General features: G+C 71.6%; 23 protein-coding genes. 9 read left to right on the plus strand and 14 right to left on the minus strand.

Features of this window, described 5'->3' with window-relative positions; all coding sequences use genetic code 11:
- Positions 1–75 precede the first annotated feature (75 nt).
- The 7 genes from folP to dinB form a co-directional block, all read right to left on the minus strand.
- Entirely contained in the window at positions 76–945 is an 870-nt protein-coding gene (gene folP, locus ABD987_RS31400) for a dihydropteroate synthase (protein WP_345402176.1), read from the minus strand.
- Between the two features lie 28 nt (positions 946–973).
- A complete protein-coding gene (gene aspS / locus ABD987_RS31405; protein WP_345402179.1) occupies positions 974–2,266 on the minus strand; it encodes an aspartate--tRNA(Asn) ligase in 1,293 nt (430 codons plus the stop codon).
- Between the two features lie 314 nt (positions 2,267–2,580).
- The gene (locus tag ABD987_RS31410; RefSeq protein WP_345402182.1) at positions 2,581–3,729 is read right to left on the minus strand and encodes a S8 family peptidase; all 1,149 of its coding nucleotides are present in this window, start codon (positions 3,727–3,729) and stop codon (positions 2,581–2,583) included.
- Between the two features lie 310 nt (positions 3,730–4,039).
- Positions 4,040–4,393, minus strand: coding sequence for a beta/gamma crystallin domain-containing protein (locus ABD987_RS31415; protein WP_345402185.1), 354 nt, complete (start codon positions 4,391–4,393; stop codon positions 4,040–4,042).
- Positions 4,394–4,760: 367 nt separating this feature from the next.
- Positions 4,761–5,600 (minus strand): alpha/beta hydrolase, encoded by an 840-nt coding sequence (locus tag ABD987_RS31420; RefSeq protein ID WP_345402188.1) that lies wholly within the window; start codon positions 5,598–5,600, stop codon positions 4,761–4,763.
- Positions 5,601–5,618: 18 nt separating this feature from the next.
- Positions 5,619–5,915, minus strand: a complete 297-nt coding sequence (locus ABD987_RS31425) for a hypothetical protein (protein WP_345402190.1) — start codon at positions 5,913–5,915, stop codon at positions 5,619–5,621.
- 125 nt (positions 5,916–6,040) lie between these two features.
- Positions 6,041–7,231 (minus strand): DNA polymerase IV, encoded by a 1,191-nt coding sequence (gene dinB / locus ABD987_RS31430; protein ID WP_345402192.1) that lies wholly within the window; start codon positions 7,229–7,231, stop codon positions 6,041–6,043.
- 62 nt (positions 7,232–7,293) lie between these two features.
- On the opposite strand from dinB, the gene ABD987_RS31435 reads away from it, so the two are divergent.
- The 3 genes from ABD987_RS31435 (at position 7,294) to ABD987_RS31445 (ending at position 10,668) form a co-directional block, all read left to right on the plus strand.
- Complete coding sequence (locus ABD987_RS31435) at positions 7,294–7,488, plus strand: hypothetical protein (RefSeq protein WP_345402195.1); 195 nt, start codon at positions 7,294–7,296, stop codon at positions 7,486–7,488.
- A 245-nt stretch (positions 7,489–7,733) separates the two neighbouring features.
- Complete coding sequence (locus tag ABD987_RS31440; protein WP_345402198.1) at positions 7,734–8,939, plus strand: 4-hydroxybenzoate 3-monooxygenase; 1,206 nt, start codon at positions 7,734–7,736, stop codon at positions 8,937–8,939.
- A gap of 34 nt (positions 8,940–8,973) precedes the next feature.
- Positions 8,974–10,668 (plus strand): methyltransferase, encoded by a 1,695-nt coding sequence (locus ABD987_RS31445; RefSeq protein ID WP_345402200.1) that lies wholly within the window; start codon positions 8,974–8,976, stop codon positions 10,666–10,668.
- A 179-nt stretch (positions 10,669–10,847) separates the two neighbouring features.
- On the opposite strand, the gene ABD987_RS31450 is transcribed toward ABD987_RS31445, so the two are convergent.
- Both ABD987_RS31450 and ABD987_RS31455 read right to left on the minus strand, forming a co-directional pair.
- Positions 10,848–11,627 carry a hypothetical protein gene (locus tag ABD987_RS31450; protein WP_345402202.1) on the minus strand — a complete coding sequence of 260 codons (780 nt, stop codon included), beginning with the start codon at positions 11,625–11,627 and terminating at the stop codon, positions 10,848–10,850.
- Positions 11,628–11,631: 4 nt separating this feature from the next.
- A complete protein-coding gene (locus ABD987_RS31455) occupies positions 11,632–12,222 on the minus strand; it encodes a papain-like cysteine protease family protein (RefSeq protein ID WP_378214123.1) in 591 nt (196 codons plus the stop codon).
- Positions 12,223–12,466: 244 nt separating this feature from the next.
- Here ABD987_RS31455 and ABD987_RS31460 point away from each other — a divergent pair, with 244 nt between their 5' ends.
- Positions 12,467–13,528, plus strand: coding sequence for an Lrp/AsnC family transcriptional regulator (locus ABD987_RS31460; protein ID WP_345402205.1), 1,062 nt, complete (start codon positions 12,467–12,469; stop codon positions 13,526–13,528).
- An 11-nt stretch (positions 13,529–13,539) separates the two neighbouring features.
- On the opposite strand, the gene ABD987_RS31465 is transcribed toward ABD987_RS31460, so the two are convergent.
- On the minus strand, positions 13,540–14,184 hold the full coding sequence (locus ABD987_RS31465; protein WP_345402208.1) for a TetR/AcrR family transcriptional regulator: 645 nt from the start codon (positions 14,182–14,184) through the stop codon (positions 13,540–13,542).
- A gap of 520 nt (positions 14,185–14,704) precedes the next feature.
- Between ABD987_RS31465 and ABD987_RS31470 the strand changes: the two genes are divergently transcribed.
- The 3 genes from ABD987_RS31470 to ABD987_RS31480 all read left to right on the plus strand — a co-directional run bounded on the left by ABD987_RS31470 (position 14,705) and on the right by ABD987_RS31480 (position 16,692).
- A complete protein-coding gene (locus tag ABD987_RS31470; RefSeq protein ID WP_345402211.1) occupies positions 14,705–15,412 on the plus strand; it encodes an LmbU family transcriptional regulator in 708 nt (235 codons plus the stop codon).
- 216 nt (positions 15,413–15,628) lie between these two features.
- On the plus strand, positions 15,629–16,288 hold the full coding sequence (locus tag ABD987_RS31475) for a PadR family transcriptional regulator (RefSeq protein ID WP_345402214.1): 660 nt from the start codon (positions 15,629–15,631) through the stop codon (positions 16,286–16,288).
- Positions 16,285–16,692: an SgcJ/EcaC family oxidoreductase gene (locus ABD987_RS31480; protein WP_345402217.1), complete on the plus strand. Its 408-nt coding sequence runs from the start codon at positions 16,285–16,287 to the stop codon at positions 16,690–16,692. The genes ABD987_RS31475 and ABD987_RS31480 overlap by 4 nt, the downstream gene beginning before the upstream one ends.
- Positions 16,693–16,706: 14 nt before the next feature.
- Here ABD987_RS31480 and ABD987_RS31485 read toward each other — a convergent pair whose 3' ends face one another.
- Together ABD987_RS31485 and ABD987_RS31490 are read right to left on the minus strand one after the other, a co-directional pair.
- The gene (locus tag ABD987_RS31485; RefSeq protein WP_345402219.1) at positions 16,707–18,392 is read right to left on the minus strand and encodes a glycoside hydrolase family 43 protein; all 1,686 of its coding nucleotides are present in this window, start codon (positions 18,390–18,392) and stop codon (positions 16,707–16,709) included.
- Positions 18,393–18,451: 59 nt separating this feature from the next.
- Positions 18,452–18,973, minus strand: a complete 522-nt coding sequence (locus ABD987_RS31490; protein WP_345402222.1) for a DUF6130 family protein — start codon at positions 18,971–18,973, stop codon at positions 18,452–18,454.
- A gap of 150 nt (positions 18,974–19,123) precedes the next feature.
- Here ABD987_RS31490 and ABD987_RS31495 point away from each other — a divergent pair, with 150 nt between their 5' ends.
- Together ABD987_RS31495 and ABD987_RS31500 are read left to right on the plus strand one after the other, a co-directional pair.
- The gene (locus ABD987_RS31495; RefSeq protein ID WP_345402225.1) at positions 19,124–21,835 is read left to right on the plus strand and encodes an ATP-binding protein; all 2,712 of its coding nucleotides are present in this window, start codon (positions 19,124–19,126) and stop codon (positions 21,833–21,835) included.
- Between the two features lie 111 nt (positions 21,836–21,946).
- Positions 21,947–22,996: an alpha/beta fold hydrolase gene (locus ABD987_RS31500; RefSeq protein ID WP_345402228.1), complete on the plus strand. Its 1,050-nt coding sequence runs from the start codon at positions 21,947–21,949 to the stop codon at positions 22,994–22,996.
- A 122-nt stretch (positions 22,997–23,118) separates the two neighbouring features.
- Here the strand turns inward: ABD987_RS31500 and abc-f are convergent, their stop codons facing one another.
- Positions 23,119–24,753 carry a ribosomal protection-like ABC-F family protein gene (abc-f, locus tag ABD987_RS31505; RefSeq protein ID WP_345402231.1) on the minus strand — a complete coding sequence of 545 codons (1,635 nt, stop codon included), beginning with the start codon at positions 24,751–24,753 and terminating at the stop codon, positions 23,119–23,121.
- A gap of 226 nt (positions 24,754–24,979) precedes the next feature.
- Complete coding sequence (locus ABD987_RS31510; RefSeq protein ID WP_345402234.1) at positions 24,980–26,797, minus strand: ABC transporter ATP-binding protein; 1,818 nt, start codon at positions 26,795–26,797, stop codon at positions 24,980–24,982.
- Between the last annotated feature and the right edge of the window lie 18 nt (positions 26,798–26,815).

The raw sequence follows: 26,815 nt of genomic DNA on the forward strand, positions 1-26,815 counted from the left end.
CGCGCGTGGTCCGTGGGGGCCTCCTTGAGGGAGCTGGAGTCCCTCAAGGAGGCCCCCACGGACCTTCGGACGAGGTCAGACCCCGACGGCGGCGACGAGTTCGACGGCCTTCCGCGTCTCCGGGACGTGGTGGGCGCGGAAGACCGCGGCACCGGCCGCGGCGGCGAGCGACGTCGCGGCCAGCGTGCCCGCGAGCCGGTCGCTCACCTCGACGTCGAGCGTTTCGCCGATCAGGTCCTTGTTGGACAGGGCGACCAGCACCGGCCAGCCGGTGCCGACGAGCCGGTCGAGGTGCCGGAGCAGCTCCAGCCCGTGCCGGGTGGACTTGCCGAAGTCGAAGGTGGGGTCGATCAGCACGCCGGCGCGCGGGACGCCGAGTGCCACCGCCCGCTCCGCGCGCTCGGAGACCTCGGTGAGGACCGACTCGACCACGTCCTCGTACTCCGGCCAGAACATGTCCGGGCTCAGCCGTTCCGGGTAGGGATCGGTGCGCAGCGGGAGCCCGCCGGTGTGCGAGCAGACGTAGCCCGCGCCGAACTCCGCGGCGATCTCGGCCAGCTTCGGATCGGCGCCCGCCCAGGTGTCGTTGAGCAGGTCGGCACCCGCCTCGCAGGCGGCGCGGCCGACCTCGTGACGCCAGGTGTCGACGCTGATCACCAGCTCGGAGTACCGGCGCCGCACCTCGGCGACGAACGGCACGACGCGCTCGATCTCCTCCTCGACACCGATCTCGCGGCCTTCGCCCGCCTTCACCCCGCCGATGTCCACGATGTCCGCGCCCTCGGCCACCGCGCGGTCGACCGCGCTCCTCGCGGCGTCGTCGGCGAAGGTCGCCCCCTTGTCGTAGAACGAGTCGGGCGTGCGGTTGACGATCGCCATCACGAGGGCGCGGCCGGTGGCCGCGCGGCGTCCCCGGAAAACCAGCTCCGGCAGGTGTGCGGTCATGGCTGTCAGAATGCCAGGTCGGCTCCCGTCACGGCGCGAGGCGGTGGAGGTCGCGGGGAAACAGTGTCGCCACGCGGACGTTGGCGTCGCCCGCCAGCCGCGCCGTCCACCGTTCCAGGCCGAGCGCGAAGCCGCCGTGCGGCGGCATCCCGTGCGCGAACGCGGCCAGGTACCCCTGATAGTCCGCCGGCCGTTCCCCGCGTGCTTCCAACGCCTCGACGTAGTCCGCGTGGCGGTGCAGCCGCTGGCCGCCGGTGACCAGCTCCAGCCCGCGGAACACCAGGTCGAAACTGCGGGAGTACTCGGGCCGCGCCGGGTCGGGGTGCGTGTAGAACGGCCGTTTCGCCATCGGGTAACCGGTGACGAACAGGAACTCCGAGTCGTGCACACGCAGCGCCCAGTCCGCGAGCCAGCGTTCGTGCGCGGGCGCCAGGTCCGGCTCGCCGCGCGGGTCTTCGCCGGTGTGCCGGGCGAGGAGTTCCTGTGCCTCGGTGAACTCGATCGCCGGGATCCGGTCGGGAACCCGGGGCAGCTTCGCTCCCAGCAACCCGACGGCGTCGGCCGCGCGGGCCGCGACATGCTCGACCATGCCCGCGAGTGCGTGCCGGAGCACGGCCATGACGTCGCGGTGGTCGCCGACGAACCCGAGTTCGGCGTCGAGGCTCGTGTACTGGGCGAGGTGCCGCGCGGTGTCGTGCGGCTCGGCGCGGAACACCGGGCCGACCTCGTACACCCGCTCGAACACGCCGACGAGCGCCTGCTTGAAGAACTGCGGCGACTGCGCGAGGTAGGCGGGCCGTCCGAAGTAGTCGATCTCGAACACGTTCGCGCCCGATTCCGTCGCGGTGGCGACGATTTTCGGCGTGTGAACCTCGGTGAACCCTTGCGTGTCAAGGGATTCCCTGAATCCGGCGACACTCGCCGCCGCGATCGCGGCGCGTGCCTTCAGCAGCGGGTGCCGCAGCGCGACGGGCGCGTGGTCGAGAATCGTGGGCAGCGACGCGGGAATCGTCGGCCGGTACAGGTCGAACGGCGGCGGCCGCAGCGGTTCCGCCACCGGCACGACCACCGGCCCGGTGAGCTCGACACCGCCGGGCGCCTGGGCGTTGGCGGTCACCCTGCCGCGCACCTCGACGACGGTTTCCTCGGGCACGGGCGGCAGTTCCCCGGGTGCCGCGACGGCCTGGGCGAGCCCGGTCCGGTCCCGGATCACCAGGAACGTCACGGATTTCAGCGTTCGCCGCCGGTGTACCCAACCGGCGAGAAGGACGTGCTCGCCGACGTGCCGTGGCAGGTCGGCGGCGAGAACACGGTGGATCATCACACTCCCGGAGTGGCTGTGCGCGATCCCTTGGGAGTGCGGGCGAGAAGGGGACTCGCGGTGCCACCGCACTTTCACCGCCGACACGGGCGGCCTCGTTCACGGCCCTGTCACGGGGGCCGGCCGGCGAGGCATCGGGCACAGGCCGTTCCTCCCCGCACTCGGGAGGGTCTTCGCCTCGGGCGCGAGGCCGCCTTCACAGCTACCGGCGGCTCTCTCCGACTCGCGTGGTCCCTCGGCTACTCGTCTCCGTCATCGCGTTGCGTCGCAGCATAGGCCGAGGGCCCCGGCGAACGCTTGTGATTTTCGGCGCGTCAGCCGGGATTGACCATCAGCAGCCGGTTCGGCGAGCCCTGCGCGCCGGAGATCACGTTCTTGGTGGAGTCGTTCACCAGCGCGGTCGCGACCTGGGCCGGGGTCAGGGTGGGGGTGCGGGAAAGCAGCAGTGCCGCCGCGCCGGACACGTGCGGCGTCGCCATGGAGGTGCCGGACAGGTCGGCCGAATCGGTGTCGCTGCCGTTGTACGACGAGGTGATGCTTTCGCCCGGCGCGAAGAGGTCGACGCAGGTGCCGTAGTTGGAGAAGTACGAGCGGGCGTCGGAGGAGTCGCTCGACGCCACGGTCAGCGCCTCGCGCACCCGTGACGGCGAATGGCGGCACGCGTCGTCGGACTCGTTGCCCGCCGCGACGACCGACACCACGCCGTCGGCGATCGTGCGCCGGACGGCGTCCTCGATGACCTTGTCCGGGGCGTCGCCGCCGAGGCTCATGTTCGCCACCGCCGGACCGGAGGTGTGGTCGGCCACCACCCAGTCCAGCGCCGCCGCCACGTTCTCGCTGGTGCCCTGGCCGCCGCAGTCGAACACCTTGGCCGAGACCAGCCGGACTCCCTTGGCCAGGCCGTAGCTCTGCCCGCCGACGGTGCCCGCGACGTGGGTGCCGTGCCCGTGGCAGTCCTCGTTCTGGTTGTCCACGGTGTTCGTGCCCCACACCGCGCGCCCGCCGAAGTCCTGGTGGCTGATCCGCACCCCGGTGTCGACCACGTACACGGTGACGTTCGCGGCCGTGCCGGGGTATCGGTAGTGGCCGTCCAGCGGCAGGTTCCGCTGATCGACCCGGTCCAGCCCCCACGACGGCGGATCGGCCTGGTCCCCGGCGACCCGCACCCGCTGGTTCTGCTGGACGTAGGACACCGCGGGATCGGCCGCGAGCCGGCGCGCCTCACGGGCGCTCATCCGCGCCGAAAACCCCGGGAAGACATGGGAAAACGTCCGGGAGACCGTGCCGGAGTACCGGGCGGCCAGCTCGTGCGGCGCCGTCGGGTTCTTCAGCACCACCACGTAGCTGCCCTCGATCGCGCCCGGCGCGTTCGCGCCCAGTACGTCGGCCTCCGCGGCGGGCGTGACACCCACCAGACCGCCGGTCGCGATCGCGATGGCCGCCAGCCACGAACCCGTCTTCATCGCACCCTCCCGCGCGTGTGCCCGATCACCGCAGGCTAGGGCGAGCGGGCCCCGCCACGATCGTTCCGGCGGGTGGATTGCTCCGTGCCGCCCGGAAAAGGCCCTGAACGGCCGCGCTACCTTCGTCTTGGCCGTGGGACGAATGGCGGACGTGGTCCGGGACGGCCGAAGCCGGCCACGCCCAGAAGGGGAGTGGCCGGCATCGGTGTGCGGTTCGAAATGTGGAAATCCGGTACGCGCCCGGAATTGGCGGTGGTCGGAATTGAGCTACCGGCGCCGTTGTTTTTCGAGTCGCCTGCTTGTCGGCGCGTCACACGATTTCGATGGCGTTGACCTTCGGCGGGCGGTTCGGGAATGTGATGTCGGTCCACCGGTTGATGCGCACCGAATCGCCGTTGGCGTCGTAGTAGATCAAGTCGTTGTTGCCGGTGTAGATCCGGTCGACCCACCAGCCGCCGAAGTCGGTCCTCCCGCCGTTCGCGTAGCAGTCCACGCTGCTCCGTCCGCCGAGGTGTGACCAGATCTTCAGGAAGGGCTCCCCGCCGCGGCAGGGGATATGGTCGATGGCGAAGGCACTGCCGACCGGTGCGATCATGGTGAGTGCGGCGGTCGCGGCGACCGCCACGGCCGCGGAACGCGCGATTCGTTTGGTTTTCGAGATCATCATTTCTCCTCAAGGCGAGTTTGAACCAGGAGTTCACTGGGCAACCGCAAGGGGTGCGTCGTGCAGAACAAGCATCTCGGCCGTGGTCGGCGTCGTCAATTATCCGCATGGCTCGGTAGTTTGTCGGGGTATGATTTATGCCTTTCCGGTCATCGAGTTCAGGATGGCGCCGGAGGCATCCATGATCGTTTCGGTTAGCGTTTTTCGTTGCCTGAGGTTCTCGTTTTACGGAATATCGTGACGGTGGCCGTCGCGGCGCCGGGACCCGCCGGCTGGCTGGGCGTCCTCGACGGTCTCCGGCGCCGACTTCGGCGCCATCTTCGCGAACTGCTTCCGGTTGCCAGGACAAGGCTCGCGCGGCTGACCCCTACTGTCCACTGAGGACGGTGTGGAAGAACGCGAGCGTCGACGGGATCAGCGGCTCCCGCTCGTGGATCGCGCCCGGCACGATCTCCAGCCGCACCGGGACACCGTGCCGCTCGAACCCGAGGGCCAGCGCGGTGATGCGGTCGATCCGGTTCGCGCCCTGCAGGTCCGCGCCGGGCTGGTACCGCGGGCTGTCCGGTGTCACGGTGATCTCCCAGGTGTCGGTGTCCGCCCCACCGACGACCAGGTGCACGGCCACGCGGCGCAACGCGTCCAGATCCAGTGCCCTGCCGAAACGCTCTTCGAGGTCGCCGACGCCGACCCACCACGGATGCTCCTCGTCGAGCAGGGTCACCACGCCGGGCGCGCCGATCGACACCGCGCGCAGCCGCTCGGGATGCAGGTAGGTGAACCGGTGGGCGAACTGGCCGCCCCCGGAGAAGCCGGTGAGCAGGAACCGCCCGGCATCGACGCGCCAGATCCCGGCGACCTCCTCGATCATCGCGAGCAGCACGTGGTCGTACCGGATGCCTCGGTAGGAGATGTACTTGTAGTTGCTCAGCTCGCCGGGTTCGCCGATGCCAGCGGGGAAGAGGGGAGCGAGCACGACGCAGTCGTGCTCCTCGCAGAACCCGGCGAACTCGTCGCGGCAGGTCTGCACGGTGCGGGCGGTCCCGTGCACGGCGACGACGAGCGGGTACCGGCGTTCGTCGTCCTCGGAGTAGCCGCGCGGGACGTGGAGGCAGTAGGAGAATCGCTGGTCGTACTGGGAGGCGAACAGCGCCGTGCTGCCGAACTGGTAGTAGGACAGCCGCTTTCCGTCGCCCGGTACGTCACGCACATCCGGACCTTAGCGGGTTCACGCCGCCGCGTGCCCCGGCGCGACCAGCGCCCGGCCCGCCGCGGTCAGCACCGCGGGCACCCGCTGGCCCACCGCGCCGGGGCGGCCGGGGCGCAGCAGCCCGCGGTGCGCCAGCGTGTGCGCGGTGTACTGGTCGCAGCACGGGACGCCGTCGACGAACAGGTCCGGCTCCTGGCTCAGTGCCAGCTGGGCGCGCCCGGCGCCGACCGCGCGCAGCATCGCCATCCCCCGATGGCTCACCGGCTGTTCCGGCGTCCGGGACGCTCGCAGTTCGGTAACCGTGGTCGTGTTCATGGCCCGTTCCCCTTCCGGTGCCGTGGGCGCTTCTCGCGCCACCTTCACCAAGAGGTCGAACACGGACCGCTGGATTCGACATCGGCCTGGGTTTTTCGGGTGACTTTTTCCGGCCGGATCGCCGGTCAATCGGGCAGCAGCGGCACCGTGGGCCCCTCGTCCCGGCCCAGCTGGACGGCCCGGGTGATCGCGGTACCGCCGAACCGCTCACGGAGGGTGTCGAGTGTGGTGTCCAGCGCCGTGGCCTGCCGCTGGTCGAACGGCAGGGCCAGCTGCACCGCGTCGTCCTGGGAGAGATTGGACAGCGCGAAGCCGAGCAGCGTCAGGCCGCGCGTTTCGACCAGGGGCGCGGCGGTGGCCAGCAGACCGCGGGCGGCCGACAGCACGGTCTCGGTGTGATCGGTCGCCTCGGTCAGCGTCCGGGACCGGGTGGCCCTGCTGAAATCGGCGAACCGCATCCGGAGCGTGACGGTGCGGCACACGCGCCGCGCGGCGCGGAGCCGGCGGGCGAGCCGATCGACCAGCGCGATGAGGATGGCGTCGAGCTCGGCGGGCGAGCGTTCCCGGCGACCGAGCGCGCGCTGGGCGCCGATCGAGCGGCGGCGCCGCCCCACCTGGACCGGCCTCGGGTCACGGTTGTGTGCCAGCGCGTGCAACTGCCGCCCGGCGGCGCGGCCGAGCATCGAGGTGAGATCCACCTCCGGCAGCGCCGCGACCTGGCCGACGGTTCTGATGCCGCGCTCGCGCAGCTTGGCCGAGCTCACCTTGCCGACGCCCCAGAGTCGCTCCACCGGCAGCGGGTGCAGGAAGGCCAGCTCCCCGTCGTGCGGGACGACGAGCAGCCCGTCCGGCTTGGCGACGCCGCTGGCGACCTTGGCGAGGAACTTGGTCCGCGCGACGCCGACGGTGATGGGCAGCCCGACCCGCTCGGCCACCTCCCGGCGCAGCCGCGCGGCGATCGTGCTCGGGCTGCCGGAGATCCGGTGCAGGCCGCCGACGTCGAGGAACGCCTCGTCGATCGAGAGCCCTTCGACCAGCGGGGTGGTGTTCTCGAACACCGCGAACACCGCCTTGCTGGCCGCCGAGTACGCCGGCATCCGGGGCGGCACGACGACGGCGTGCGGGCACAGCCGGCGGGCCTGGGCGCCGCTCATCGCCGTCCGCACGCCGAAGGCCTTCGCCTCGTAGCTGGCGGCCAGCACGACGCCCCCGCCAACGATCACCGGGCGGGCGCGCAGGCCGGGGTCGTCACGCTGCTCGACGGAGGCGTAGAACGCGTCGAGGTCGGCGTGCAGGATCGGGCCCTCGTTGGTCACGAACACATGTTCGCATGGACCACCGACAGTTCCCGTTCCCTCGGTCATGCGATCCTGGCGTCATGACCACTCAGCACGCGCTTCTCCAGGCCGCGGCCCTCGCACAGGACATCGAGGCCAAGGGCTTTCTCGGCACGGTCGGCAAGATCGCCGCGGCGACCATCATCTTCTTCGTCGCGATCGGGCTGATCCTCGGTCTCGTCCTCGGCTACTTCGTCGGGCGGTCGGTGGGCAGGCGGCAGGGGCCCCGCGGCTGACGGCCCGAAGCCGGGGCGCCGAAGGTGGCGTTCCGGCCGGTTTGGTCCGGTATGCGGGTGCTTGGGCGCGGTCGCCCGGCATGGTGAAGGGGTTCCCGGGTTACGTTTCCCATGCGAACGGGCAGGGGCCGGGCGAAGCGTAACCGAAGGGGGCGTCACTGCGATATTTTCCCTGGGGTGCCAGGTGAGTCCACGCGCGAAACAGGGCGCGTGCTCCACCGTCGCGCGCGACTGGGGGAACAATCGTGGCCATATCGGGGAAAAGAGCCGATGAACGTCCGGCCGTCGTCGTCATCGGCGCCGGTCCCGCCGGGCTGGTGCTCGGGAACCTGTTGCGGGCCGAGGGGATCGGCTGCCTGATCCTCGAACGCGGTACCCGCGAGCACGTGCAACGCCGTGCCAGGGCGGGATTCCTCGCCGAGAACAGCGTACGCGTGCTCACCGGGCACGGGCTCGCCGCCGGATTGCTCCACAAAGGACAGTCGCACGGTGTCTGCGCGTTCCGTGACGAGCACGGCGGGTTCGAACTCGACTACGGCGCGCTGGGCCGCGGCGAACGACACACGGTCTACCCGCAGCAGGACCTGGTCACCGACCTGATCGCGGAGTTTCTCGCCAGGGGCGGGGAAATTCGCTTCGAGGCGACCGCGCTCGACGTCGAGGGGGCGGACACCGACCGGCCGTCGGTGCGTTACGTCGGCGCGGACGGCGAACAGCACCGGGTCACGGCGCGGTTCGTGGCGGGGTGTGACGGCAACCTCGGCGTGGCCCGCCGGGCCGTGCTCGACGGCTCGGCCGCGCGCTACACCCGCGACCACGGCGTCGGCTGGCTGGCGATCCTGGTCGAGGCCCCGCCCAGCATGACGGCGGTGACCTACGCGATCCACGAGAACGGTTTCGCCGGGCACATGGCCCGCAGCCCGTCGGTGACCCGCTACTACCTGCAGTGCCCGCCGGACGACGATCCCGGCAACTGGCCGGTGGAGCGGGTGTGGGCCGAACTGGACGACCGCATGCGGACTGAGAGGTACGGCCCGTTGCGCACCGGGCCGATCCTCGACCTGCGGGTGGTGCGGTTCCGTTCGGACGTGCTCGATCCGATCCAGCGGGGCAGCCTCTTCCTCGCCGGGGACGCGGCGAGCCTGATCAGCCCGTCGGCGGCGAAGGGCGCCAACCTCGCGATCCTGGAGGCGGACGTGCTCGCCGGCGCGCTGGTCTCCGCGCTGGCCAAGGAGGACGAGGGCCCGCTCGCGGAGTACTCGGCCACCTGTCTGCCCCGCATCTGGCACGCGCAGGAGTTCTCACACTGGATGATCCACCTCCTGCACGGCCCGGCGGGCGACGACGCGGACGCGGTGTTCGGCAGGGCGCTGCAACGGGCCCGGCTGCACGATCTCCGTACTTCACGCGCACATCAGGACTTCTTCGCCGAGAACTACGTCGGCATCTGATCCTTCCCCGGCGGGGAAGGGAAATGGGGGAGTGATGACCGGATCGATAGTCCGGGGTGTCGGCGCTTCGCCGGGACTGGACGTGGCGGATCTGGCCCGGATCCGGCACGCGACGGAGTTCGTCCGGGCCCACGACACCGTCTCGGTGCTCACCGAGGCGCTGCCCGGCCTCACCCCGGGAGAACGGTCGGCGTTGCGCGGGCACAGCCGTTTCGGGCACGCCGCGCTGCTCGTGTTCCCCGGCACGCTCGACGGGCTGCGGGAGGATCTGCGGGGCTTCGGCCTCGTCGCCGGGGAGGCGACACCGAGCGTCGTGGTGCGGGACAGGGTGAGCAGGCGGTCCGGGCTGCCCGCGGCGGAGGTGCGGATCGACGTCCTCCGCGCGCCGGTCGCGGACCGCTCCGGGCAGCCGTGCGCGCTCGAGATCTTCGCCATGACCTCGCCACCGGGGGCGGGGCACGCGGGGATCGCCGAGGACGAACGGGCGCACGGGCACGAAAGCCATGTCGCGCTGGAGCTGACCGCGCCGGACGACGTCGTCCTGAACGGGCTGCGGGCACTGCTCGCCGCGCGGGCGCGGCTGAGCGCCGACGGTGGTGGCTACAACGGCCACGAGGACTCGACGGTGCTGTACTTCCGCGACGCGACGATCGCCGATCCGTTGTGCCGCAGGCTGGGTCTGGTCGGTGCCGGGCATTTTCCCGGCGCCGTGACCGAACACCGCCGGGGCACCGGGGACGCGGGCACGCGGCTGCTGCGCCTGATGACCGGGGCGTGGGCGACGCAGGCGATCGCGGTGGCCGCCGAACTGCGGCTGGCCGATCACCTCGACCGGGGTGCGACGACCGTGGCGCTGGCCGCGGCGACCGGGACCGACCACGACAGCCTGGTCCGGCTGCTGCGGTACCTGGCCGGGCTCGGCGTGGTCCGCGCGTCGGGTAGCGAGTACGCGCTCACCGAACTCGGCGCGCTGCTGAGGACGGGTGTCGCGGACTCGCTGCACCCACTCGCCCGGATCTACGGCGGTCCGTTCTACGCGTCCTTCGCACGGCTGGGCGACTCGGTGCGCACCGGGACGGAGTCCTACGAGCGCGTCTTCGGGGCGCACCACTTCGCCCACATGGCCGCCGATCCGGAGCTGGCCGATCTGTTCGACCGGGCGATGGCGGCGAGTTCGGCGATGTTCGGCGAGTTCGTCCGCGTCGTCGACCTCGGCGCGGCACGGGTCGTGGTGGACGTCGCCGGTGGCAACGGGGCATTGCTGAGCAGGCTGCTCACCACGTGGCCACGACTGCGCGGGGTGCTGCTGGAGCAGCCGCACGCCCTGCGCGCCGCGAAGTCCATTATGGACAGTTCGGGGTGCGCGGACCGGTGTGCGCTGGTCTCCGGCGACTTCACCGAGCGGGTGCCGCCCGGCGGCGACGCGTACCTGCTCTCGCGGGTGCTGCACGACTGGGACGACGACCGGTGCGCGGAGATCCTCACCCGGTGCGCCGAGGCGATGCCGGCGCACGCCGAGCTGTACGTGGTGGAACGCCTGCTCCCGGAGGACGGCGCGGATTCGCTCGCCGTGCCGTGGGACGTCCACATGCTCTGCAACGTCGGCGGCCGGGAACGGACCCAGAGCCACTACGCGCGCTTGCTGGCCGATGCCGGTTTCGAGCTGGTCGACCGGCATGACCTGCCGCTGGACGCGGCGGTGCTGCGGGCCCGCCGCCTGCCCGGCTGACCCCGCGTCCCAACGACGCGTACGAGACGTCACATCGGGGCGCGGCTCCGGCTTGGTGGCGGGTTCGCGAGTGGAGAACTCGCGTGCCTGGACGGCGAACTCGCGTACCGGAATGGAGAACTCGCGTGCCTGGACGGACGACTCGGCGGTAGGGCCGGGTCGTCCGTCCAGGCGCCGGGTCACTGCCTGCGCAGGCGCACCGCGTAGATCCCGGCGGCGACGAGCACCAGCGCGCCGCCACCGAGCAGCACCGAGAGGAGCAGGTCGCGGGGCTCGTCCGGCCGGGCCGTCGCGGACGCCGCCGCGGGGCCGTAGCCGCCACCGGCGCCTTCGCGGTCGTAGGCCGAGCCGGGCAGCTTGTCGCCGTAGCGTTCACGCAGCGCCGAGCGGAAGTTCTCGACGCTCATCGTGGCGCCCTTCGCCGTCCCGGTGACCGAGCCGTCGAGCACCCGCACCGTGTCGCCCTCGACCGCGTACCAGGCGTTCACCTGCGGTTCGTGCAGCAGGTAGCCCTTGCCCGTCTCGGCCGCGAGCCGCTGTTCGACATCGCCGGAAGCGACGTTGAACACCGACCAGTCCCGGCCGTCGCGCTGGGCCTGCACCGTCGCCGTCGCGCCGTCACCGGTCCTGGCCGGCACGGCGACGTAGGCGAGTTCGGCGGGCACTGCGGAGTTCCCGGTGACGAACGCGGCGGACGGTTCGTACACCGCGACGGGCCGGGCCGGATCCGCCTTCGCGGTCCGGGCGGCGGCCTCCGCGGAGACCCGGGTGCCGTTCGGGAACACCGTGCCGGCGAGCCGATCGGCGGTGTCCTTTCCGGACACGAGGGTGCCGATCGCGGTCAGGTCGGCCCCGTTCGGCTGCCCGGCGGGGGATTCGGCGGCGGAGGCGCTGCCCGCGCCGAGCACGGCGAACAGTCCGGCGCCGGTGAGTACCGCCGCGCGCAAGAGGTTCCTCATCGTCTCAGCCCTCGATCCCGTACACGGTGTGCGTCCACCGGAATTGGTTGTTCGATTTGTAGGCGTTGTAGTTCATCGAGTTGTAGCGGCTGTTGTTCGGCCACGGGTCGCCGTATTCGACCTTCGTCACGCCGTTGCTGTTGTCGTAGCCGTAGAGCACGTGCATGTGCCCGCCGCCCGAGTTCCAGCCGATCCGCGTGCCGATGGGGTGCTTGGCGTCGATCTGGTTCTTGATCGCGGCGAAACTGAGGATCTGGCCGTTCGAGTTGTAGGTGCCCGCGTTGCGGAAACCGAGGGAACGGAACACCCGCTGCTGGTCGCTGAGATAGCCCTGGTTGTTCGCGCAGTCGCGGCCGGACTCGTTGTGCGCGATCTGGCAGAACCGGGTCTGGGTCAGCTTGTGGCCCCAGAAGTCGGCGATCGTGTTGCCGCTGGCGTCCCAGCACCACTGGTCCTTTTCCTGCGCCTGCATCGTGATGCGCAGATCGGTCCTGGCGTTCGGTGCGGCGGTGCCGGCTGCCGGCGACGCGAGCAGGGCGACGACGGACGCGCACGCCGTCGCGAGCCCGCGCAGGGCGAGACTCTTCGTCCTCACGAGGCACACTCCTTTGTCCTATGTGGACGCCCTGGGGTGCGGACACCGAAGGAGCGTCCGGATCGGCGGGGAAGAGGGAAGAACTGGACAAAGTTTTCGCGGCGGGTTCGGGGCCCGGTACCTACTAAGGGATGGTTTCCGGTCCGGGGTGGACACCTCGGCGGATCACGGCGTCCGGACGGTCGCTGTGCTGGATTCCGGCGGGCAGGTTGGCAATCGGTGACGGATGCGTCACAATGCGCCCATGTCGCGGCAGGTCGTGCGGGCGCCGGAATCCGGCCCTTCCCGGGGAGTGCCGCCGGAAAGCGCCCTGCTGACCGCGCTCGACCTGGCGCTGGTGGAGGCGTTGCAGGTGGATCCGCGGGCGCCGTGGACGCGGATCGGCACCGCGATCGGCGTCGACGCCACCACCGCGGCGCGGCGCTGGGAGCGGCTCACCTCGGCGGGGCTGGCCTGGCTGACCGCGTACGTCACCGTGCCGACGCTGACCGTCGGCTACCTCGACATCGCGTGCCGTCCGGAAGCGCTTACCGCGCTGACCGAGCGGCTGTGCGGCTGGCAGTGCGTGTTCAACCTGGAGCGGACCACCGGGCGCTACCAGCTCTTCGTCGGTGTGTCCGCGCACGGGCTCGCCGGGCTGGACCGGCTGGTCGCGCGGCGCCTCGGCGATCTCGACGGGGTGACCGCGGTCCGCCTCGCCGTCGCCACCCGCGTGTACCGCGAGGGGAGTGGCTGGCTGGTCCACACCCTCACGCCACAACAGCGGGCGGTGCTCGACGACACCGCCGAGCGCGCGCGGCTGGTGGCCCCGGCGCGGTGGAACGACACGGACTTCGAGGCGCTGGTCCACGCGCTCGGCGCGGACGGACGCCGCAGTTTCGCCGAGCTGGCACGGGATTGCGGGATGAGCGAGTCCGCGGTCCGCCGCAGGCTCGCCAGGATGCTGGTCGATCACGGACTGGACTTCCGCTGCGATCTCGCGCACGGTGTCGCGGGCTGGCCGGTCATCGGCGGGTACCGGCTCGACGTGCCGGGCGACCGGTTGGACGAGGTGGGCCGGGTGGTCTCGGCGCTGCCGGAGACGCGGCTGTGCGCGGCGGTGGCCGGCGAGCACAACCTGGTGCTGTCCACCTGGTTCCGTTCGCCGGTGGGCTGCCTGGACTTCGAGGCGACGCTGGCGAGCCGCCTGCCCGGCGTGCGGATCGCCGAGCGGAGCATCACCACGTGGATGCCGAAGCGGATGGGCAGGCTGCTCGACGCGAACGGCGTCGCGCGGGGACAGGTGCCGATGACACCCGCGCCGTGACGATCTGTCCGTTATGGACGATCGGCATCGGCCGCCGGGCCGGTGAGCCGGGCTTCGAGACCGTCGAGGACGGTGCGCAGGCCGAATTCGAAGGACGGGTCCCGTGCGGCGCCGTCGGACCGGTCGCGGAGCCGGGGGGACGGGATCGCGGTTTCGCCCGCCGGGTCGGGCGGTTCTTCGCGAGGGGGCGCTCCCTGGTTCGTCGTCGCTTCGCTCAGCGTTGTGCCGTACACCAGCGCGACCAGCGCGTTGCTCGCCCGGACCAGGTCGGCGCCGGTGAACCCGGCGGCGCGGAAGACGGCGAAGGCGTGGTCGGTGTAGCGGGCGGTCGCCGGCCCGACGACGGGCTGGGAGGCGGCGACCAGCGGGAGCCAGGGGTGCCGCAGGACCGTCGCGCGCAGCCCGCGCGCCATCGTGCCCGCCGCGGCCCGCCAGCCCTCCCGTCCCGGATCGGGCAGGCCGACCTCGCCGAACACCGCGTCGGCGGCGAGCGCGACCAGTTCCTCCTTGCTCCGGACGTACCAGTACAGCGAGGTGGCCCCGGCCCCGATCCGGCCCGCGAGCCGCCGCATGCTCAGCCCGTCCACGCCCTCGGCGTCGAGCAGTTCGACGGCGACCCGGACGATCTGCTCGCGGCTCAGCGGGTCGGAGGTCATGGCCGGATCATAAATCGGCGACGAGATATGAGCGTGTTTCGGATTCGCATCGGTATCTGTCCGCGCCGCCGTTTCCCGGGCCTGGTGGGCGGGGTGGTGAATGGCCGGTGGCGATTCACCGTGCCGAAATTCGGTAAGCGGTTCCCCGTCGCGGGCCGTGTCCGGTGTGCCATTCGGGCACCCGATGGCACAGGGCTTCGGGCGCGCTTCTATATCATTCGATTCAGCGACAGGCAAGATGCCGAGGGGTATCCGGCATTGTCAGCGCGTGTTCGGCCTGTTCTCCCAGTGCCCCAAAAGGCGGCTTGACCTGCGGGCATGAGGGGTAGAACGCGATCAATCGGATTGCCAGGATCACCCGTTCGGAGGTTTCTCGGTAACTTCACGGTTTGGAACAGTGTGCGAGAACGGACGGACGGGTTCGTGGAAACTGGGGAGTGTGCCGGAGTGACGCGTATTTGCCGTGGCCGTACGGGGTTCGGCCGGGCGCGCTCCGAATCGGGTTTGACTGGGGGCTTCAATGAGCACGACCGAGAACGTCCCGGTCCCGGGGGTCACCGGGGCCTTGGCGCAGCCGGTGCCGGCGCGGTTGCCGGCGGAGGCGTCGCCGGACCGGGATGATGACCAGGTACTGATGACCGGGGTGGGCCTGAGCATTCCGGCCGATCTGAGCTTCGAGGGCTGGGAGCGGGCGGGGCGGCAGCTTTCCGGCATCGTCGACTCGTCCTCGTGGTGGCTCGGTGACTGGCTCGTCTACGGCAAGAAGCACTACACCGACCGCTACCGCCGGGCCATTCGCGCGGCCGGACTGCAGTACCAGACCCTGCGCAACTACGCGTGGGTGGCGCGCCGGTTCGATCTGGGCAGGCGGCGGGCCCGGCTGAGCTTCCAGCACCACGCCGAGGTCGCCTCGCTGCCCGCCGAGGAGCAGGACTTCTGGCTCGACCGGGCCGAACAGGCGATGTGGACGACCAAGCAGCTGCGGGGCCAGGTCCGCGAAGAGCGGGTCGAAGGCGACGGTGACCGGAAGCAGGCGACGTCGGCGGTCCGGCGCATCGAGGTGCCCGACAACCGCTTCGTGTGGTGGCGCCGGGCGGCGGACCACTCCGGGGTCGACTTCGACAACTGGGTGACGGCGATGCTGGACCGGGCCGCGGAGCAGGCGCTCAGTGACGAGACCGGGGTCGAGCCTTGGCGTCTTCCGGCGGTGGCCGAACGGCTCGCGTGAGCCGGGGGACGCCGGGGCGCGTACTCGGTGTCCACAAAGGACATAGCGGGCTTCTTTTCGTTCTCTTCGGCGCGGTGTCGTAGCGAGTCGCGTTTCAGGGCGGACGGGCGGCGTGGAGCCGGCCGTCTGTTCGGCGCGCCCGCGTTTCGGCGACCCCCCTTTTCTTCGTGCTGTCCACTCGGGTACTCTAAGTCGAGTACTTGAGATGGAGGACCGATGGTGAGCCGACACCGCGGCAACCCGCTGGCGCTGGCCGCGCTGACCTGTCTCTACGAGCGGCCCATGCATCCCTACGAGGTGGCCACCACCCTGCGTCAGCGGAACAAGCACGAGAGCGTCCGGCTCAACTACGGCTCGCTCTACTCGGTGTTCACCTCGCTGGAGCGGCGCGGCCTGATCGTCGCGTCCGGGGTGAGCAGGGAGGGCCGCCTGCCGGAACGGACCAGCTACGAGCTGACCGACGCGGGCCGGGCGGAGATCCACGACTGGCTCGCCGAACTGGTCGGCACCCCGGTCAAGGAGTACCCGAACTTCGAGGCCGCGCTGGCGCTGCTGGTCGCGTTGCCGCCGGAGGAGGCGCTGACCCTGCTGCGCGACCGGGCCGCCCGCCTCGACGTCACCATCGCCCAGGCCGGGGCGGCCCGCGAGGTGTACCGGGACCAGCGGGTGCCGAGGTTGCTGTGGATCGAAAGCGAGTTCCACGCGACCCTGCTCGACGCCGAGTTGGCCTACGTGCGCCGGCTCATCGGCGAAATCGAGTCCGGGGAGCTGGACGGTGTGCAGTGGTGGCGGACCCTGCACGCCCACGACGGGCCGGTCACCCCGCCGGTCCCGGACAGGCCGGACGAAAAACCCGAACAGAGGAGCGAAACATGACCACCACTACGGACACGGTCGACGATTTCTTTGCGCGCGTCACGCGGGCCTGGAACGCCGCGGACGCGGACGCCTACGCGCGGGAGTTCACCGAGGAGGCCACCTACGTCATCTTCATGGGCGACGTGCTCCGCGGCCGTGAGCAGATCGGGAGCACCCACGCCGACGTGCTGACCAAGTGGCAGCGCGGCACGAAGATGGCCGTCAAACCGGTCTCGGTCACCATGCTCGGCGAGGACGTCGCGTCGGTACTCACCGTCGGCGGCATCGGTACGAACGAGCCCGTCGAGTACGACAAGTTCCAGACCTTCAGCCTCGTCCGTCGTGACGGCCGGTGGCAGTGCGCGGCGTTCCAGAACACCGAGATGAGCGACCGCAGCAAACAGCGGCACGCCACGGCGTAGGCGCGGAACCCCGGCTACGCGGGAAATCCGAGGACGGGCACGGTCACCGCGACCGGTTCCGCCGGGTGGCCGCCCGTCGACTGGGTGACGTCGGCGCGCCCGCCGCCGGCCAGCGCGCGCTGGTAGGTCACGGTGAGGGTGGCGACGCCCGCGTGCGTGAGGGTGACCGAGACCCGGTCGCCGTCCACCCGCGCGGTGCCCGCCGACGCGGGACGCAGTTCCGCTCGGACGCCGTCGAGCGGATTGGCCAGGTCGAACCGCGCGCCGTCGTGCGCGCGGACCGACACCGTGGTGCGCACCGGTTTCCCGGTGGGCGCGAACAGCACCGGGTCCGCCGTGCCGATCCGGAACGGCGCGACCCCCGAGGGCAGCGGCCGGTCCCCGGTGGTGCCCTCGATGCTCAGCCCGGCCCGCGCCGGGTCGAGCCGCAGCCGCGCGGTGTAGAGCCGCCGATCGTCCACAGTGGAGGGACGGCCGTGGTGCACGTAGTAGTGTTCCCGGCCGTCCGGGGACGCCACGACGCTGCCGTGCCCGGTGGAGTACAGGTGCTGCGCGGGAATCTGGCCGAGCACCGGGTTCGCCGGGCTCTTGCGCCACGGCCCGAGCGGGCTGTCCGCCACGGCGTAGCCGACGCCGTAGTACTCGTTCTCGAAGTTGTTGGCGGAGTAGGTCAGGTAGTAGACCGGCCGGCCGGTCCCGGTGCGGGTCTTGACGGTGGTCGAGCCCTCGGCCCACCGCCGGTCCTTCTTCGCGCCACCGGATTTCGCGTAGTCGTCGACGTGCGCGTTCTCCCAGGACTGCTTGTCCGCCGCGTACGACAGGATCGGGGTGAAACCGTCCTTGCGGACGCCCGGTGGGTCGGCGGGAGCGCGGTGCGTGTCGCGGTAGGCCGGGGCGATGGCGGGCATCGTCGTGCCGGTCGGGTCGTCCCACCAGCCGCGGGTCAGCTCGACCGCGTAGATGTTCGACTCCTCGACGTATTTGCCGAGATCGGTGTCCCAGACCCAGTTCCGGTAGGCGTTGCGGGAGTAGTAGAGGTAGATCCGGCCGTCGTCGTCGAAGAAGACGTTCGGGTCGATGAACGGGATATACGTGCCCAGCGGCGCCTTTCGTCCCTCTTCCAGGGTGGCCGGTGGCTTCTTCTGCGCCGCGTCCATGATCAGGTTCACGTCGTGGTAGGCCGGGTCGTACGGGAAGTAGTCGATCGGCGCCGCGGCGAGGTTCGTGAAGGGGCCGCCGGGCGAGCGGGAGACCGCGACGCCGACCTTGGACGGCTCCTCGAAGTCGGCGTACTTGAAGTGCTCCGCGACGTGGGTGTTCATCCGGCCCGCGTAGAACAGGTAGTACAGCCCGGTCTTCTCGTTGTGGTAGACCTCCGGCGCCCAGAACCAGTCGTGTGCCCAGGTGCCCGGATCGTCCGCGCGCAGTGCCCCGCCGGGCAGGTGTTCCCAGGTGGCCAGGTCGGGGGAGCGGTAGACGCCGAAGTGGTGGCCGGGGTCGGCGCCCTCGGTCGAGTAGGCGTAGTAGTAGCCGGTGGCCCGGTCGTACCGGACGTACGGATCGGCTCCCGGCGTCTTCGCGTCGTTGAAGAACGTGGCGTCGGTGCGTGTCCGCCCGGCCGGCGCGGCCGACACCGGCGGCGTCCCCGCGAGCAGGACCACGAGCACGGACAGCACGAGCAGGATCCGCCGTCTGGTCATCGTTCCCCCAAGCGCGGCCGGTGGTCGCCTCCGACGTTAGCCCGGTCCGCGCCGCGCGCTCAATGGTGACCGGTGTGCGCGGGAACGACGAATTCCACGGTCCTGCTGTCCATGACCTTGTGCGTCGGATCGGCCAGCCCGATCCACACCTTGTGCGGGCCCGCGGGCAGTCCCTGCAGGATGAGGGGTTCGCCGCTGCCGTCCGCCCAGTGCCACGGCGCGTCGTCGACGACGACGTGGAGGTGACCGATCCGCGGTGAGACGTCGAGCGCGCCGGGACCGTAGACCGGCACGATCCGCAGGTTTTCCGCGCGGTACCGGATGACGGCGAGTCCCATGGCGAGCTGCTCGGGCAGCGGCGCGTCGACGACCAGTGACGGCGGCGGCTGCGCCGGCAGCGGCACGACCGGTGCGGGGGACCAGCCCGGGTCGCCCACGGGGGCCGTGGCGGGGGCGACCCGGGCCGGGGAAGGCGCCGCCGCCGGGGGAGCACTCGCCGAGCAGGCGGTGGCGAGCGCGGCGAGGAAAAGGGCGGCGGCGCCGAGCAGCGGCCCGCGTGGAGTTCCGGAGAAGTTCGGCACGGGACGACGCTAAGGCGGCGGACACCACGCCCGCGCCCGTCGGATGACGCTGCCGCTGTAGGTCGCGGCCGTGTGACGCGGGCCCGGATGGCGCGATGGGCCGATGCCCGGTGGGTATCGTCTGGCCCAGCACGTCCAGGAGGGGGAACCATGCCGTTGTTCGGACGGGACGCCGAGCTGAAGGTCCTGGCCGAGTTCGTCGGCGGGCCCGCCGAGCGCGGTGGTGTCCTCCTGCACGGGGAGGCCGGGAGCGGGAAGTCCGCGCTCGCGGCGGAGGCCGTTTCCACGGCGTCGGTGGCCGGCCTGCGGGTGCTGACGGCGACCGGCGCGGAAGCCGAACGGAACCTGACCTACGCGGGCCTGCACCAGCTGCTCCACCCGGTCCGGGCCGGGATGGACGCGCTGCCCGCGCCACAGCGGGACGCGTTGCGGACCGCGCTGGGCCTCGCGGCCGGGGCCGAACCCGGCGCGTTCCTCGTCGGCCTGGCCACGCTGACGCTGCTGGCCGACGCGGCGGCGGACCGTCCGCTCCTGGTCGTCGCCGAGGACGTGCACTGGCTCGACCGCGCGAGCGCGGACGTCCTCGCCTTCGTGGCCCGGCGGATCGAATCCGAGCCGGTCGTGCTGATCGCGACGGTGCGGGACGGCGAGCCCTCGCCGCTGCGCGAAGCCGGGCTGACGCCGATGCCCGTCGGGCGGCTCCCCGACGACGTCGCCGCCGAGGTGCTCGACGCGGTCGCCCCGGGGCTCCCGGCCGCGGCCAGGACGCGGCTGCTCGCCGTGGCGGCCGGGAACCCGTTGGCACTGAACGAACTTCCGGCGACCGCGGAGCTCGACGGGCTCGATCCGGTGCTCCCGCTGAGCGACCGGCTCGAACGCGCCTTCACCGCCCGCGTCGCCGGGCTGGCGGCGCCGGCGCGTACCGCGCTCCTGGTCGCGGCACTCAACCAGAGCGGTTCGGCCGCGGAGATCTTCGCGGCCACCGGCCGGATGCTGGGGTCCCTGCCCGAGCCGGACATCCTGGTGCCCGCGGCCGAAGCCGGGCTGGTCGAGCTCGGGCCCGGCACGGTGACCTTCCGCCATCCCCTCATGCGCGCGGCCATCCCGGCGGGCGCCGAGCCTCCCGAACGGCGGCGCGCCCACCTGGCGCTCGCCGGGACACTGGCCGCCGACCCGGACCGGCGCGCGTGGCACCACGCCGCCGCGGCCACCGGACCCGACGAGGACGTGGCGGCCGAACTGGAGCGCACCGCCGACCGGGCGCAGCGCCGGGGCGGTGCCGAGGCCGCCGTCGCCGCGCTGGAACAGGCCGCCCTGCTGAGCGCGGAACCGGAGGCCATGGCGGGCCGGTTGCTGCGCGCCGCCGAGCTGGCGGTCGACTCCGGCCGCCGCGACACGGCCGAACGCCTGGTACGGGAAGCACGCACCACGGAGCTTTCGCCCCGGCTGCGCGCCACCGCGAGCTGGCTGCTCAGCGGGTTCGAGGACGGCGTGCGCGAGGACGTCTCCCGGGTGGCGGAGCTGGCGGCGCTCGCCGGGGAGGTCGCCGGGGAAGCACAGCCGGACGCCGCAGGCCGGATCCTCTGGGGCGCGGCGATGCGCTGTTTCTGGTGCGAGCCCGGCGCGGACACCCGGCGCACGCTGCTCACGGTCGCGGACCGGGTCCTGAGTGAGGAGGACGACCCGCGCGCGGTCGCCGTTTCCGCCTACGTGGCGCCGTTCGAGCGGGGTGACGCGGTGCTGACGGGTCTGCGCGCGCTGGCGCTGGAGCCCGGCGCGGACCCGGAGCGGGACCGCTACCTGGGCAGCGCCGCGTTGCAGATCGGGGCCTTCGACCTCGCGGCCCGGTTCTCCGAGGCCGCGGCGCCCGGCCTGCGCGCGCAGGGGCGGCTCGGCCTGCTCGCCAGGGCGCTGGCCGTGCAGGCGTGGAGCCGGACCCGGCTCGGCGACCTGGCCGCCGCGGTGCCGGTCGCGGCCGAGGCCGTCCGGTTCGCGGCGGAGACCGGCCAGCCGTTCATGCGCGGGCTGGCCATCGCCGTCCAGGCGGAGATCGCCGCGCTGCGCGGCGAGTACGGCCCGGCGAAAACCCTGGCGGACGAGGCGGAACGGGCGGCGCTCGCCGCGGGTGCCCGGCCGGTGCTGGCCACCGTCCAGCTCGCGCGCGGGATCGCGGCGCTGGGCGAGGGCCGGTTCGAGGACGCGTTCGCCGACCTGAGCCGGATTCTCGACCCGGCCGACCCCGCCTATCAGCTGGCCCTGCGCGCGTACTTCCTCGCGGAGCTCACCGAGGCCGCGGTGCGGGCCGGGCGGACCGACACCCTGCGGGAGTTCCTGCGCGAGCTGGAACCCCTTGCCGTGTCGACGTCCTCGCCCGCGCTGCACATCGGGCTGCGGTACGCGCGTGCGGTGCTCGCGCCCGGCGAGGAGGCGGAGGCGTTGTTCCTGGCCGCGTTGCGGGCGGATCTGCACGGCTGGCCCGCCGAGCGCGGACGCGCGCACCTGGCCTACGGCGAGTGGCTGCGGCGCCGTCGCCGCGTGGTGGAGTCCCGGACGCATCTGCGCGCGGCCAGGGAGACCTTCGACGCGCTCGGCATGACCGCCTGGGCCGAGCGGGCCCGGCGGGAGCTGCGCGGCGCCGGGGAGTCGAGCCCGAACCGCGACCCGGGCGCGCGGGAGAAGCTGACGCCGCACGAGCTGGGCATCGTGCGGCTGGCCGCCGAGGGGCTCACGAACCGGGAGATCGGGCAGCGGCTGTACCTCTCGCACCGGACGGTCGGCACCCACCTGCACCGGATCTTCCCCAAACTCGGCGTCTCCTCGCGCGCAGATCTCGCTTCGGCGCTCGCCACGCTCGGGGAGTGAACCCGCCGCGCCGGTGACGTACACCCGCTGCGTCATCCGACGGGCGCGAAGGCCCTCGACGGCTTCTTAACGTCGCTGTCGTTCCCGAAGGTCTTTCGCGCAGGAGTTCAGATGATCAGCAGGCGACGGTTCACGCAGGTGTTCGCGGCGGGCGTGGCGGCGACGTCGCTGGCCGCGTGCTCGTCGAACGCGCCCGCGGCCCCGGCCGGGGCCGCCACCCCGGATCCCCGTGCCGGGTCGGACCTGCGTGCCGGGGCGGGCGAGCACACCTCGCTCGGCCCGATCAAGCACGTCGACGCGGGTGTGGTGAGCATGGCCTACGCCGAGTTCGGTCCCGCCACCGGGCAGCCGGTGCTCCTGCTGCACGGCTGGCCCTACGACGGCCACAGCTACGTCGACGTCGCGCCGTTGCTCGCCGCGGCGGGGTACCGGGTGCTCGTCCCGTTCCTGCGCGGCTACGGCGCGACCACGTTCCTTTCCCCTCGGACCGTCCGCAATGGACAGCAGTCGGCGGTCGCGCTCGACGTCGTCGCGTTCATGGACGCGCTCAAGATCGACAAGGCGGTGCTCGGCGGGTTCGACTGGGGCGCGCGCACGGTCGACGTCATCGCGGCGCTGTGGCCGCAGCGGTGCAAGGCGATCGTGGCGGTGAGCGGGTACATCATCACGAACCTGGAGGCGAGCCAGCAGCCGCTGTCCCCGGTGGCCGAGCTGGGCTGGTGGTACCAGTACTACTTCGCGACCGAGCGCGGGCGCGCGGGGTACCGGGCGAACCGGCGCGACTTCAACCGGCTGATCTGGAAGAACGCCTCGCCTCGGTGGGACTTCGACGAGGCCACCTACGACCGCAGCGCGGCGGCCTTCGACAACCCCGACCACGTCGACATCGTCGTGCACAACTACCGCTGGCGGCTGAGCCTGGCCGCGGGCGAGCCGCGGTACGACGAGTACGAGCGGAAACTCGCCACCGGGCCGGCGATCTCCGTGCCCGCCATCACGATCGGCAGCGACTTCGACGCCGGGGCGAAGGACGGCATGGCCTACCGGGGCAAGTTCACCGGCAAGTACGTCCACCGGATCTTCGACGGGATCGGGCACAACGTTCCGCAGGAGGCCCCGCGCCCCTTCGCACAGGCGATCATCGACGCCGATCACCTCTGACACCCCGGGTTCCCCCCCCGTATCGCCGGGCAGGTCCGTGAATGCCACATTGAGGGACTCAGAGTCCCTCAATGTGGCATTCACGGACTTTGGTCCACTATGGACGGATCGGGTGGCGTGGGTCAGTGAAGCGGGGCGGCGGTTTCGCGCAGGCTGCCGTCTTCGAGGCGGAGCCAGCGGTCGATCCGGATCTCGGCGAGGAAGCGTTCGTCGTGGCTGACCACGACGAACGCGCCCTGGTAGGCGTTGAGCGCGCTTTCCAGCTGTCCGATGCTGACCAGATCGAGGTTGTTCGTCGGTTCGTCCAGCAACAGCAGCTGCGGCGCCGGTTCGGCGAACAGGACGCAGGCCAGCGTGGCGCGCAGCCGTTCCCCGCCGGACAGGACGCCGACCGGCAAATGTGCCCGCGCGCCGCGGAACAGGAAGCGCGCCAACAGGTTCATCCGGTCCGACGGCGGCATCGCCGGTGCGGCCGCTTCGAGGTTCTCCGCGACGGTGCGGTCGCCGTCGAGCAGGTCGAGCCGCTGTGACAGGTAGGCGATCCGCCCGTCGGCCCGGGTGATCTCCCCGCCGCCGGGCGGCAGCTCACCGAGGACGAGCCGCAGCAGCGTGGACTTCCCGGCGCCGTTGGGGCCGGTGAGCGCGATCCGCTCGGGCCCGCGGATCGCCAGGTCCGCGCCGGCACCGGCGAACAGGGCACGTTCGCCGTAGCTGAGCTGGAGGTGTTCGCCGAGGAACAGTGTCCGCCCGGCGGGCACCGCGGTCTTCGGCAGTTCGAGGCTGATCTTCTGTTCGGCCCGCAGCGAGCGCTCGGCCTGGTCGAGCTTGGTCTTGGCCGCGCTGACCCGCGCGGCGTGGGTGCCGTCCGCCTTCGCCGCGGACTCCTGCGCGTTGCGTTTCATCGTGCCCGCGAAGATCTTCGGCAGTCCCGCGTTCCCGAGGTTCCGCTGCGCGTTGCTGGCCCGGCGCGCGGCGCGTTCCCGTGCCTGCTGCATTTCGCGTTTCTCGCGTTTGACTTCCTGTTCCGCGTTGCGGATGTTCTTCTCGGCGACCTCGCGCGCGGCCTCGACCGCCTGCTCGTATTCGGTGAAGTTCCCGCCGTAGAACCGGATTTCGGCGCCGTCGAGCTCGGCGATGCGGTCCATCCGGTCCAGCAGTGCCCGGTCGTGGCTGACCACGAGGAGGCAGCCGTTCCAGTCGTCGAGCACGCCGTAGAGCTTCTGGCGCGCGTCGAGATCCAGGTTGTTGGTGGGTTCGTCGAGCAGCAGCACATCGGGCCGTTTGAGCAGTTGCGCCGCGAGGCCGAGCGAGACGACCTGCCCGCCGCTGAGCGTGCCCAGCCGCCGGTCGAGTTCGACGTCGGCGAGGCCGAGGCGGTCCAGCTGGGCCCGGGTGCGTTCTTCGATGTCCCAGTCGGTGCCGATCGTGGTGAAGTGCTCTTCGTCGACGTCGCCGGATTCCACCGCCGCCAGCGCCCGCAGAATCCCGTCCACGCCAAGGATTTCCGCGACGGTCGGTTCGCCGGTCAGCGGCAGGTCCTGGGGCAGGTAGCCGAGCAGGCCCTCGACGGTGACGCTGCCCGAGGACGGCCGCAGTTCGCCGGCCAGGAGTTTGAGCAGGGTGGTCTTCCCGGCGCCGTTCGGCGCGACGAGGCCGGTGCGGCCGCCGGGAACGGTGCAGGACAGCTGGTCGAAGACCGGGGTGTCGTCGGGCCAGGAAAAGGACAGGCCGGACACGACAACGCAGGTATCGGACATGGTGAGTGAGACCTCGGAGTGTGGCGAGGGCGGAAGGGTGCCCTGCGGGAAAAGGTGGACGACGAAAGCGGCCGCCACGGCGACACGGGTGCCGGGGGCCTGCGTTCTCCGGGCTCACCCGGAGATGTCGTCTTCACCTGCCACGTTGATTCCCTTTCGGACGATCTCCCTTCCGACCATAGCAGCCGCCGGGGCTTCGTGTGGCGCCGGTCGTCGTGACCCCGGTTCAGCCGGTGGCCAGCCGGTTCGCCGCGACGAGGTCGGCGTAGCGGCCGTCGCGGGCGAGGAGTTCGTCGTGCGTGCCCTGCTCCACGATCTCCCCGCCGTCGAGCACGATGATCCGGTCGGCGTGGCGGACGGTGGAAAGGCGGTGGGCGATCGTGATGATCGTGCGGTCGGCCGAAAGCGTGTCGAGTGCTTCGGTGACGGCGCGCTCGGTCCGGGTGTCGAGCGCGCTGGTCGCCTCGTCCAGCAGCAGGATCGGCGGATTGGTGAGAATGGTGCGGGCCAGCGCCAGCCGTTGCTTTTCCCCGCCGGAGAACCGGTGCCCCCGTTCCCCGACCAGGGTTTCGTAACCCTGCGGCAGCGCCGCGACGACGTCGTGGATCCGCGCTACCTTGGCGGCCGCGACGAGCTCGGCGTCGGTGGCGTCCTCCTTGCCGAACCGGAGGTTGTCGGCGACCGAGGCGTGCAGCAGGTACGGCTCCTGGGTGACCACCCCGAGCATCCCGGCCAGTGACTCGAAGGCGAGTTCGCGGACGTCCACGCCGTCGATGGTGATCGCGCCGGAGTCCACATCGTACAGTCGCGCGAGCAGCAGGCCGAGTGTGCTTTTGCCGGAGCCGGTGGCCCCGACGACGCCCACCCGCGAGCCGCCGGGGATCTCCAGGTCGATCCGCCGCAGCACCGGCGGCAGGCCCTCGGCGTAGCGGAAGGTGACCTCCGCCAGCCGGATGTCGCCGCGCACGTCCCCGGGCGCCACCACGACCGGGTCCTTCGCCTCCACGATGTCGACCTTCCGGTCCAGGTAGTCGAAGATCCGCGCGAACAACGCGGTCGCGGCCCGGTACCGGACACCCAGCTGCAACAGCTCCTCCAGCGGCCAGATCAGCGCCTCCTGCAGGGCGATCATCGCCACCAGGGTGCCGATCGTGACCGGGGAGCCGGTGCCCATCAGGATCCCGCCCAGCAGGTAGGTCAGCGCGGGCATCGCCGAGACGAGCAGGATCACCAGCGAGTACTCCCACTGTCCCGCGGTGTGCGAGCGGACCTCGAGCCTGGCGACGTCGCGCGACGTGCGGGTGAAGCGCTCGACCTGCCGCCGGGACCGCCCCGTCGTCCGGCTCAGCACGATTCCCTGTACCGACAAGGATTCCTGGACCAGCGAGGACATGTCCGCGAGCCGTTCCTGCTGCCGCGTGGTGACGCGCTGGCGGGCGATCCCGATGCGCCGGTTGACCCAGAGGGACAGCGGCAGCGACAGGAAGGAGAACAGCGCGAGTTTCCAGTCCAGTACCAGCATCGCGGCCAGCGAAACGCAGACGGCGCCGGCGCTGCGGGTCAGCTCCACCGCGGAGTTCGTGACCAGCGACTGCATGCCGCCGATGTCGTTCGAGATCCGCGACTGCACCTCCCCGGTCCGCGACGAGGTGAAGAACCGCAGGGAAAGCCGGTGCAGGTGGCGGTAGACGCGCACCCGCAGGTCGTGCATCACGGCCTGGCCGACCCTCGAGGCGATCAGGACCTCCCCGACCTGGACGATCGCCGCCACCGCGGCGAATCCGACCAGCGCGCCGACGAGGACGCACAGCAGCACGAGGTCCCGGTTCGCGAGCGCGTCGTCCACGATGGCCCGCACGATGAACGGGGTGAAGATCCCGAGGACCGAGGTGAACGCGATGAGCGCGAGCAGCCCGCCGAGCCGCCACCGGTACGGCGCGAACAGCCGCCACACCCGTCTGCGGTCGACCTTGACCGGACCGCCGTCCGGCTCGTCGCGGCTCGCGTCCGCGAGGTCTTCCCAGGAAGAACCCGCGCTGGTCATGATCTGCCTCTCCTTCGG

This window comes from Amycolatopsis samaneae (genome assembly GCF_039541975.1).
GTDB lineage: Bacteria > Actinomycetota > Actinomycetes > Mycobacteriales > Pseudonocardiaceae > Amycolatopsis > Amycolatopsis samaneae.